Source organism: Caulobacter sp. (assembly GCF_039596335.1).
Taxonomy (GTDB): Bacteria; Pseudomonadota; Alphaproteobacteria; order Caulobacterales; family Caulobacteraceae; genus Caulobacter.
The window spans coordinates 243,257-253,236 of sequence record NZ_JBCNJZ010000006.1; the positions used below are offsets into that span (position 1 = coordinate 243,257).

The 9,980-nt window shown below is 68.3% G+C and carries 9 protein-coding genes; 7 read left to right on the top strand and 2 right to left on the bottom strand.

Annotation, left to right across the window (positions count from 1 at the left end; all coding sequences use genetic code 11):
- Positions 1-87: 87 nt before the first annotated feature.
- Positions 88-1,884: an IlvD/Edd family dehydratase gene (locus ABDW31_RS14485; protein WP_184719838.1), complete on the top strand. Its 1,797-nt coding sequence runs from the start codon at positions 88-90 to the stop codon at positions 1,882-1,884.
- 6 nt (positions 1,885-1,890) lie between these two features.
- Here the strand turns inward: ABDW31_RS14485 and ABDW31_RS14490 are convergent, their stop codons facing one another.
- Positions 1,891-2,628 carry a Crp/Fnr family transcriptional regulator gene (locus tag ABDW31_RS14490; RefSeq protein ID WP_184719836.1) on the bottom strand — a complete coding sequence of 246 codons (738 nt, stop codon included), beginning with the start codon at positions 2,626-2,628 and terminating at the stop codon, positions 1,891-1,893.
- Positions 2,629-2,664: 36 nt separating this feature from the next.
- Between ABDW31_RS14490 and ABDW31_RS14495 the strand changes: the two genes are divergently transcribed.
- The 5 genes from ABDW31_RS14495 (at position 2,665) to ABDW31_RS14515 (ending at position 7,862) form a co-directional block, all read left to right on the top strand.
- A complete protein-coding gene (locus tag ABDW31_RS14495) occupies positions 2,665-4,719 on the top strand; it encodes a toll/interleukin-1 receptor domain-containing protein (protein WP_184719834.1) in 2,055 nt (684 codons plus the stop codon).
- The gene (locus tag ABDW31_RS14500) at positions 4,720-5,151 is read left to right on the top strand and encodes a hypothetical protein (RefSeq protein ID WP_343699072.1); all 432 of its coding nucleotides are present in this window, start codon (positions 4,720-4,722) and stop codon (positions 5,149-5,151) included.
- A 155-nt stretch (positions 5,152-5,306) separates the two neighbouring features.
- On the top strand, positions 5,307-6,914 hold the full coding sequence (locus tag ABDW31_RS14505) for an adenylate/guanylate cyclase domain-containing protein (RefSeq protein WP_343699073.1): 1,608 nt from the start codon (positions 5,307-5,309) through the stop codon (positions 6,912-6,914).
- Positions 6,915-7,157: 243 nt separating this feature from the next.
- Complete coding sequence (locus ABDW31_RS14510) at positions 7,158-7,352, top strand: hypothetical protein (RefSeq protein WP_184719832.1); 195 nt, start codon at positions 7,158-7,160, stop codon at positions 7,350-7,352.
- Positions 7,353-7,532: 180 nt separating this feature from the next.
- Positions 7,533-7,862 carry a hypothetical protein gene (locus ABDW31_RS14515; protein ID WP_184719830.1) on the top strand — a complete coding sequence of 110 codons (330 nt, stop codon included), beginning with the start codon at positions 7,533-7,535 and terminating at the stop codon, positions 7,860-7,862.
- On the opposite strand, the gene ABDW31_RS14520 is transcribed toward ABDW31_RS14515, so the two are convergent.
- A complete protein-coding gene (locus ABDW31_RS14520; protein WP_184719828.1) occupies positions 7,863-8,579 on the bottom strand; it encodes a glutathione S-transferase in 717 nt (238 codons plus the stop codon). It lies immediately after the preceding gene.
- Between the two features lie 98 nt (positions 8,580-8,677).
- Here ABDW31_RS14520 and ABDW31_RS14525 point away from each other — a divergent pair, with 98 nt between their 5' ends.
- Complete coding sequence (locus ABDW31_RS14525; protein ID WP_184719827.1) at positions 8,678-9,979, top strand: acetyl-CoA C-acetyltransferase; 1,302 nt, start codon at positions 8,678-8,680, stop codon at positions 9,977-9,979.
- The last annotated feature ends 1 nt before the right edge of the window (position 9,980 follow it).

A 9,980-nucleotide genomic window follows, 5' to 3' on the forward strand; every position in this document is an offset into this window, starting at 1 on the left:
AATGATTGACGACGCGGCAGGTCGGAGCCGCGCGGACGAGACTCCGCCTCCGACCGTGTACGCGCACCGACACCTCCGAGGTCAGCCATGAGCCCCGTTCCGCCCCGCGCCCTTCGCTCGCGCGCCTGGTTCGACAATCCCGACAATATCGACATGACCGCGCTCTATCTGGAGCGCTATCTGAACTTCGGCCTGACGCTGGAGGAGCTGCAGTCGGGCAGGCCGATCATCGGCATCGCCCAGACCGGCTCGGACCTGTCGCCCTGCAACCGCCACCACCTGGTGCTGGCCGAGCGCGTCCGTGAAGGCATCCGCAGCGCCGGCGGCATCGTTCTGGAGTTTCCGGTCCACCCGATCCAGGAGACCGGCAAGCGCCCGACGGCGGGCCTGGACCGCAACCTCTCGTACCTCGGCCTGGTCGAGTTGCTGTACGGCTATCCGCTGGACGGAGTGGTGCTGACCATCGGTTGTGACAAGACCACGCCGGCCTGCCTGATGGCGGCGGCGACGGTGAACATTCCGGCCATCGCGCTATCCGTCGGTCCGATGCTGAACGGCTGGCACAAGGGGCAGCGTACGGGCTCGGGCACCATCGTCTGGAAAGCCCGTGAACTGCTGGCGGCCGGCGAGATCGACAATGCCGGCTTCATCAAGCTGGTGGCCAGCTCCGCGCCCTCGACGGGCTATTGCAACACCATGGGCACGGCCACGACCATGAACTCGCTGACCGAGGCGCTGGGCATGTCGCTGCCCGGCTCGGCGGCGATCCCCGCGCCGTACCGCGACCGCCAGGAAAACGCCTACCGGACCGGCCTGCGCATCGTCGACATGGTGCACGAGGACCTGAAGCCGTCTGACATCCTGACCCGTGACTCGTTCCTGAACGCCGTGGTGGTCAATTCGGCGATCGGCGGCTCGACCAACGCCCCGATCCACCTGAACGCCCTGGCGCGCCATGTCGGCATCGAACTGTCGATCGACGACTGGCAGCAGACCGGCGAGGACGTGCCGCTGCTGGTCAATCTGCAGCCGGCCGGCGAGTATCTGGGCGAGGACTATTACCGCGCCGGCGGCGTACCGGCGGTGTTCGGACAGTTGATCGAGCAGGGTCTGATCCGCGAGAACGCGGCGTGCGTCTCGGGCCAGACCATCGGCGAGCAGTATCGCGGCGCCACGATCGAGGACGAGGATGTCATCCGCCCGTTCTCGCGTCCGCTGGTCGAACGGGCTGGCTTCGTGGTCATGCGCGGCAACCTGTTCAACTCGGCGATCATGAAGACCAGCGTGATCAGCCAGGAGTTCCGCGATCGCTATCTCTCGAACGCCGAGGATCCTGACGCCTTCGAAGGCGACGCCATCGTGTTCGACGGGCCCGAGGACTATCACCACCGGATCGACGACCCGTCGGTCGGCATCACCGCCAACTCGATCCTGTTCATGCGCGGCGCCGGCCCGGTCGGCTATCCCGGCGCGGCCGAGGTCGTAAACATGCGCGCGCCCGACTACCTGATCCGCCAGGGCGTGACCCAGCTGCCCTGCATCGGCGATGGCCGCCAGTCGGGCACCTCGGGTTCGCCGTCCATCCTGAATGCTTCGCCGGAAGCGGCGGCGGGCGGCGGTCTGGCTCTGCTGAAGAGCGGCGACCGCGTGCGCTTCGACCTGCGCAAGTCGCGCGTCGACGTGCTGATCTCAGCGGCCGAAGCGGTGGAGCGCCGCAAGGCGCTGGAGGCGGCCGGCGGCTTTGCCTATCCCGAAAGCCAGACGCCCTGGCAGGAGATGCAGCGCGCCGTCGTCGGCCAGATGGAGACCGGCGCAGTGCTCGAACCGGCCGTGAAGTACCAGCGCATCGCCCAGACCAAGGGGCTGCCGCGCGACAACCACTAAGCCCGACTAGACCTCGCCGCCGATCCGCTCGATCTCGGCGGTGAGGGCCGGAACGTCCAGCACCTGCAAGGTGCGGCCGGTCTGGCGGACGATGTTCAGGCCGGCCAAGCGGTTCAGCTCGCGGGTCACCGGCTCGCGCTGGCTGCCCAGCAGGGCGGCCAGTTCGGCGTGGGTGGGGCAGGGGTTGATCACCGCCGTCACCCCGTCGCCGCCGGCCGCCGTGGCCATGCGCAGCAACTCGATGTCAACCCGGCAGGCCACCGAGACGGCGGTCAGTTCGAACAGGCGATCGGTCAGAGACCGCGTCAGGCCGGCCATGTCTTCCAGCAGCGCCCGCATGAAGTTCGGCGAGGTCTCGAACAGGCGGCGGGCCAGGGTCTGGGGCACGCGGGCGATGCGGACGTCCTCGATTGCCACGATATTGGCCGAGCGCGGCTGGCCGTCGATGGCGGCGATCTCGCCGAAATAGCCACCCGGAGCAATCCGGCGATAGCCCACCTCGCGCCCCGACTTGGCGTACTGGTTGGCCAGAAGCGCGCCGTCCAGCAGCAGATAGATGCCGCCGTCCTGGTCATGGCGCTGCACGATCATTTCGCCCTTGCCGTAGCGCAGCATCTCGACCGACGGGGACAGCGCCTCGATCTCATTGCTGGTCATGTGCCGAAACAGTTTGTTGCCGCGAAAGTCTTTGGCGGCGGCGTCCGGCGGCGTATGGCGGGGGAGCAGTGGCGGAATCGCGGTCATCAAGTACGCTCCTGCTGTCGATCGGGGGACGACGGAATGAACAGCCGACAGCGATACAAGGCCTTTATCAGCTATAGCCACAAGGATCGCAAAACCGCCGAGTGGCTGCATCGCGCGCTGGAGACCTATCGCGCGCCGCGGGCGCTGCGAAAGGCGGACGACGGGGCGCTGCGGCCGATCTTCCGCGACCGAGAGGAACTGAGTGCGTCGTCGAACCTGTCCGAGGTGATCCGCGACGCCCTGGACCGTTCCGACGCCCTGATCGTGCTGTGCTCGCCTCACTCGGCTGCCTCGCGCTGGGTCGACCAGGAGGTGGCGCACATCATCGACGGCGGCGACGCCAGCCGCGTCATCTGCCTGATCACGCCGGACACCCCCGCGGAGGCGGCGCTTGAAACGGTGCTGCCGAAGGCTCTGCTCGCGGCCTTGCCCGAGGGCGTCGAGCCCCTGGCCGTCGACCTGCGCCCCAACGCCGACGGCCGCCGTCTGGCGCGCCTGAAGATCGCTGCGCGCCTGTTGGACGTCAGTCTGGACCAGCTGGTGCAACGCGACGCCCGCCGCCGGCTGCAGGTAATGACGGCGTTCACGGCCGCGGCCGTGGTGGTGTCGGTGGGCATGGGGGCTATGACCGTCGTGACCCTGAAGTCCCGCCAGGTCGCCCGCGCCCAGCGCGACGAGACAGAGGCGCTGGTGGCCTACATGCTGGGCGACCTGCGCGAGCAGTTGGAGCCGGTCGGTCGCCTGGACGTGCTGGACGGCGTCGGCGGCCGGGTGCTGGCCTACTACGCCAAGGCCAGCGACGATCGGCTGGATGACAAGGCCCTGGCCCAGCGCGCCAAGGCCCAGACCCTGTTGGGGACCATCCGCGAGCAGCGATCCGACTGGAAGGGCGCGGAAGACGCCTTTGCCCAGGCCGCGGCGACGACCCACGCCCTGGTCCAGCGCGATCCGAACAATGGCGAACGCATCTTCGACGAAGCCCAGAACGTCTTCTGGGTCGCCTACATGCGGCAACGTCGCGGTGACGAAGCCGCCGCCGAGCAGGGCTTCAAGCGTTACGAGCAGCTGGCCCGCCGGCTAGTGGCGCTCGACCCCAATCGCCCGGAGTGGCGGATCGAGGTCGCCTACGCCAATACCAATCTGGGCACGCTGATGTTCAAGCAGGGGCGTCCCGCGGAAGCCTTGTCGGCGTTCCGGGCGGGGCTGGCGGTGCAAGAGGCTGAGCGGCTGCGTACGCCGACCAACACCGCTCGGATCAGCGATACCGCCAATGCGCGCGCCTGGGTGGCCGATTGTTTGCTGATAATGGCGCGTCCGCGCGAAGCCTATGTCGAGCGTGAGGTCGCGAGCCGACTGCTTGCTCAAGCGGTGGCTGCTACGCCGGGGGATAAGCGACTGGCAGCCAAGTCCGTGGCTTCGCAGTCGGCCCTTGCGCGTCTCGAGTTGGACCTGGGCCGCGTAACGCAGGCGCTGACGCATGCGACCTCCGCCTTAAAGTCACTGTCGGAACTGGCGGCCCTAGACCCCACCAACGCCCGCTGGCGTGAACATCTGCTGATCGCCCGCTTCGATACGATCGACATCGAAACCTGGTTGGGGCCAGCGGGACTGGCCAAGGCCAAGGCTGCGCACGAGGAGGCGACCGCGGAACTGGCCCGGATCCGCACCGGCCAATCAGCGAAGGTCTGGCGTCCGGATCTGGATGGACGGTTGAGGCAACAGGCGGTCCTGTTCGCCATTCTGGAGATCGATACCGGACGCGCGCGAGCACTGGCCAAGGCGCTGCTGCACGAGATCGACGACGCCCCAAGCGCGCGTGAGGGGCGGGGGGACCTTTCGGCGATGCTGGGCTTCGCGAATCTGCAGGCCGGCCATGCCGACGCCGCCATCGCGGTTCTGGCACCGCGACGTCAGGCGCTGCCGCCGGGCAGCCTGGACACCCTGGCCCGGGCCTACCTCGCGACCGGCCGCAAGGCCGAGGCGCGATCGATAGTGGGCGAGCTGCAGAAACATGGCTACGCCCACCCCGCATTCCTTGCGTTCTGGGCGGAGTCAGCCCCAGGTGGCGCTGTCAGTCGGGAGGCACCTTAAATGGCTACTATCAACGCATCCGGTCCGTTGGACGAACCGGTTCCTTCGAAGGTCGTCTATGTCGTTGTCGGCATGGAAGACTACACGTTCATGAACGTGGTGGACCCGAAGAACCCGGAGCGCCTTACCCTGGATCTTCAGGAGCGCTGTGAACTCGTCTTCACGCTCAGCGACAGCCTGATCAAGGCTGGCTGGACGTTCCAGAACCGTCCCATCTCGATCGCGCTCGACTACGGGGTCAATTTCTCCAGCTACGTCTGGGTCCCGTACGGCCTGGAAGAAGACAAGCCGATCCCGCACACGCGCTTCAAGATCATCTACGAGTGCAAGCGCATGGGCGTCTACGACTACAGCCTGCTGATGCGCGACAAGTTCGGCCAGAACATCGACCTGGATCCGGACGTCGACAACGGCGCGGGCCAAATTCCCTGACCACGTCGCTGTTCGACGGGGACGAGATCGCCGCGCTGATCCGGCGCGGCGAGATCCTCGCGGCCTACGATATCGCCCATGCCGCGCTCGAGGCGGGCGAGACCTCTACCGAGATCGCCTACGCGGCCGTGCTCTGTTTGGCGCGGGCCGGAGCCTTGGATTTTGCGCGCACCGAGTATGTCCGGCTGGGGCTAGCGGAGGTTCGCGATCATGCCGACACCGTGGCGCTGGGCGCGCGGCTGCTGAAGGACGTGGCGCTGGGCGCCAGCGGCCAGAGGCGGGTCGCCTTCGCCAAGGCCTCGCGCCAGGCCTATGAAGCCCTCTACGCCCGTTTTGGCGGGGTTTATGGGGCGATCAACGCCGCGACCATGACGCTGGTCGCCGGCGAACGCGCTGGCGCCGCGACGCGGGCCGCCGCGGCCCTGGACATTCCCCGGACGCCAGCGGCGACCGGCGAGGGCGCCTATTACGAGCTGGCGAGCCGCGCTGAGGCGTTGTTTCTGACCGGCGACCGGGACGCCGCGCGCGAGGCCATGGCCACGGCCGTGGCGCTGGCCCCGAGGGCCTACGCGGCCCACGCCTCGACCCTGCGACAGCTCGAGATGATCGGACGCGAAACGGCGGTGGATAGCTCCTGGCTGGACCCGTTCCGGCCGCCGGTCTGCGCGCATTTCACCGGCCATATCCTGGCGCCGTGCGGGGCGGGGGCCTTGGACGGTCCGGACCTGCGTGGGCGGGCGGATGCGCTGCTCGCCGCCCAGCGCGTCGGCTTCGCCTATGGCGGCCTCGCAGCAGGCGGGGACATCGTTTTCGCCGAGGCGGTGCTGGACGCGGGAGCTGAGCTTCACGTGGTCCTGCCGGTCGGACGGGCCTCATTCGTAGAGGTGTCGGTCGCCCCGTTCGGCGCTCACTGGGTCGAACGGTTCGAGCGCTGCATGGCGCAAGCGGCCTCGATCCGATACGCGGCGCAGGATCCCTACCGCGGCGACGAGCAGGTCTTCGCCTATTCCAGCCAGTTCGCCATGGGTTGCGCCGTGCTTCGGGCCCAGACCCTGTCCACCGAGGCGATCCAGCTGGCGATCTGGGATGGTCACCGGACAACGAGCCCGGCCGGCGTGTCCGCCGACCTCGACTACTGGGCGCTGGCCGGCCGCCGGCTGGCGGTGATCGACGTGCAACGCCCGCCGCCCCTCCCGCGTGAACCCGCGGCCGAGGCTGGGCGCGAGCAGCGGGCGATGAAGGCCATGCTGTTTGCCGACGTCCAGGGGTTCGGCGCGCTGCGCGACGACCAGATTCCGGCCTTCATCGAGGAGGTGATGGGGCGGATCGCCGAGGCGGTCGGCGCCCTGGACGCGCCGCCCCAGCATGTCGAGACCTGGGGCGACGGCGTCTTCCTCGTGTTCGACCAGCCGATCGACGCTGCTTTAGCGGCTTTGGCGCTGCTGGAGGCCCATCGGGCGCTGGACCTGGGCGCTCTTGGTCTGCCGCGCGGCCTGGGCCTGCGGATCGGCGGGCACTATGGGCCGGTCCACCTGCGCACCAATCCGCTGACCAAGGCTCCGGCGGTGATGGGCGCGCACGTCGTGGTGGCTGCGCGGATCGAGCCGGACGCCGCGCCGGGATCAGCCTATGTCAGCGAGGCCCTGGCCGGGGCGCTGGCCACCTTCCACGGCGACGTGGTCCGCTGCGGCTATGTGGGCCGGACTCAGGGGCGCAAAGGCTTTCCGGCCACGCCGATCTTCAGTCTCGCGCGAGCGCACTGAACGCGGACGGGCGATTTTGGTCGCCGCAAGAAATCGCAATTTTCCCGGATGTGCAGATCCTCACATCCAAGGCGCCGCTTCCCCGGACATGATCCCTTCTGTCGACCGCGACGTTCAGGACGCCATCACTGATTTCCTGATCGCCGCCGGCCGCGTGAACCGACCTAGGACCCGGTCCCCGCCGACCGGGTCCTCCTTTTCGATCTTTCCGCCCGGGGGTTCGGGCTGAACAGGAGCCGCGCCGTGCCTTTCGACCAGATCACCGACGCCACGCCCGCACCCGAAGTCGGCAACGCCTTCCTGCGCCACGCCCTGCGCGTCTGGGCGCGCGAACATGGGGTCATCGAGAACAACCTGCCCGTCCTTGTCAGCGAAGTGCTGGATTTCGCCAAGTCGTCGCTGGAAAGCGAGCGCCTGCGGTCGGGCTTCAACGCCTAGTCTTTTCTGCTGTCCATGAACTGTCGTCTCGGTGGGGCTGAGGGGGCGGCAAGTCGACGGGCCATGTCTTCCAAGCGGGGGCAGGAGCTTGTCGCTGAGGGCCCGGACGAGACGTCCGGGTCCTCCAAGGACAGACTTCGCGTTTTCGGAGGGCTTCAAGTTTTCGGGGGAATGAACATCATGTCGTACGGTCTGGTCGCCCTGCTGGCGGCGACGATCCTGTCGATCACCCTGGCCGCGATCATTGCGCGGCTGTCCCTGCGTCTGCGTGTGGTCGAGGATCGGCTGGATGACGCCGAGCGCCAGGCCATCGACGCCGCCGCCGAGCGCGACAGGGCGCACGCTGAGCTGGCCCAGAGCCGCGAGCGCCTTGCGGAAGCGCGTTCCGCCGCCGGCCGGGCCCAGGCGGCCGCCGAGCGCGAGCTGCGCATGAAGTCGCTGGTCGAGGAGGATCGCCGCTTCGGCGAAGGTCGCTTCGACGGCTTCAACCGCTCGCTGGGCGGGCGCTGATCATCCCTTCGGGGGATCCAGTTCCGGATAGGCCCGGAAGATGTCGTCCGTGCTGAACGCCAGGCGACGCGGCGAGGCCAGATAGGCCCGGATGCGCGGGCGGGCCGCGACGGCGTCGCGCACGGTCATGACCCGTTCCAGCTTGGGCTCCAACGTCCGCATGGCGTGCGGGAAGGCGTAGCGCAGACCCTCCACGGCCTGAAACAGCGACAGGTCCGCATAGGTCGCGGCTGCACCCGTAAGCCAGTCGCCTTCGGGCGCGCGGCTCAGGATCGTTTCGAACCAGCCCAGGAACTTGCCGATCCGCTGCTCGCGGAATTCGACTGCGCGCCGGGCCGCCTCGGGCTTCTGGTCCTCGTAGTAGAGGCCCATGCCGACCGGATGGTGCACGTCGTGCGCCTCGGCCACCAGATCGGCGAGGGTCAGCTGCATCTGGTTGACCCAAAGTCGCCCGGGATCGTCCGTCGGCGCCAGGCCCAGCTTGGGGCCCAGGTGCAGCAGGATATTGGCCGTCTGGCCGACGACCTGATTGCCGTCGACCAGGAAGGGCGGCGCGAAGCTGGGACGCGGACCGTCGTGGAGCTTGTCCATCAGAGCGTCCTCGCCGTCATCCTGGCGGGCGACATCGACATAGGCCGCGCCCGCGTCCTCCAGCGCCAGGCGGACGAATTCGCCACGGCCTTGGATGGTCGGCCAGTAATGCAGTTCGTAGGTCATACGGTGAGAACCGCCCAGTCGCCGGAAAGATGCGCCCTTGAGGCGGAGCAACCTGGGCCGTCCGGCGTTGTGTCGCTGTCCTCTTGTTGGGAAGCGTCATGGCAGCAGCTCAGGGCTTTGGCCGTCCGGTCTACATCGTCGATGGCGCGCGTACGCCGTTCCTGAAGGCGCGGGGCGGTCCAGGACCGTTCACGCCGGTCGATCTGGCCGTTCAGTGCGGCAGGCCCTTGCTGCTGCGCCAGCCCTTCGCGCCCGACGCCTTCGACCAGGTGATCCTGGGTTGCGTCAACGTCATCGCCGACGAGCAGAATCCCGCCCGCGTCGCCGCCCTGCGCCTAGGGTGCGGGCCGGAGATGACCGCCTTCACCGTGTCGATCAACTGCGGCTCGGGCATGCAGTCGATCGACACGGCGTTCCGCTATATCCGCGAAGGCTCGTCCGACCTGATCCTGGCCGGCGGGGCCGAGGCCCTGAGCCATGCGCCGCTGGTGCTGAAGCAGTCGGCCGTCGAGTGGCTGTCCAGCCTGCAAGGCGCCAAGGCTCCGATCGACAAGGTCAAGGCCATGGCCGGCTTCCGGCCCGACATGCTGGCCCCGGTCGTGGGGCTGGAGCGCGGCCTAACCGATCCGATCACCGACCTGGGCATGGGCCAGACCGCCGAGGTGCTGGCCCATTATTTCAACATCAGTCGCGAGGCGGCCGACGCCTATGCCGCTGAGAGCCATCACCGTCTTGCCAAGGCCCAGAGCTCGGGCTGGCTGGACGGCGAGGTCGAGCCAGCCTTCGCCCACGACGGCAAGGTTCACGCCCAGGACGACGGCGTGCGGCCCGACAGCTCGGTCGAGAAGCTATCGACCCTGAAGCCCGCCTTCGAGCGGCCGTTCGGCAAGGTGACGCCCGGTAACAGCTCCCAGATCACCGACGGCGCGTCCTGGGTGATCCTGGCTTCGGAAGAGGCGGTGCGAAAGCACGGCCTGACGCCGCGTGCGGTGATCATCGACAGCGAATGGGCGGCGCTGGATCCGTCGATCATGGGCCTGGGGCCGGTGCTGGCCTCGACGCCGCTGATGCAGCGGGCGGGCCTGTCCCTGCGGGACGTCGAGCTCTGGGAACTGAACGAGGCCTTCGCCGCCCAGGTGCTGGCCTGCCTAGCCGCGTGGGAGGACGAGGCTTTCTGTCGTGAGGTGCTGGGCCTACCTGGCGCAGCCGGCGCGATCGACCGCAAGCGGCTGAACGTCGACGGCGGGGCGATCAGCCTGGGTCACCCGGTTGGCGCCAGCGGCAACCGTATCGTGCTGCATCTGATCAACGCCCTGGAGCGCCTGGACCTCAAGCGCGGCATCGCCACCGAGTGCATCGGCGGTGGCCAAGGCGGCGCCATGCTGATCGAACGGGTTTGAG

Coding starts and splice junctions, on each gene's coding strand:
- ABDW31_RS14485 (WP_184719838.1), top strand. CDS start 88: ATGAGCCCCGTTCCGCCCCGCGCCCTTCGCTCGCGCGCCTGGTTCGAC.
- ABDW31_RS14490 (WP_184719836.1), bottom strand. CDS start 2,628: ATGACCGCGATTCCGCCACTGCTCCCCCGCCATACGCCGCCGGACGCC.
- ABDW31_RS14495 (WP_184719834.1), top strand. CDS start 2,665: ATGAACAGCCGACAGCGATACAAGGCCTTTATCAGCTATAGCCACAAG.
- ABDW31_RS14500 (WP_343699072.1), top strand. CDS start 4,720: ATGGCTACTATCAACGCATCCGGTCCGTTGGACGAACCGGTTCCTTCG.
- ABDW31_RS14515 (WP_184719830.1), top strand. CDS start 7,533: ATGTCGTACGGTCTGGTCGCCCTGCTGGCGGCGACGATCCTGTCGATC.
- ABDW31_RS14520 (WP_184719828.1), bottom strand. CDS start 8,579: ATGACCTACGAACTGCATTACTGGCCGACCATCCAAGGCCGTGGCGAA.
- ABDW31_RS14525 (WP_184719827.1), top strand. CDS start 8,678: ATGGCAGCAGCTCAGGGCTTTGGCCGTCCGGTCTACATCGTCGATGGC.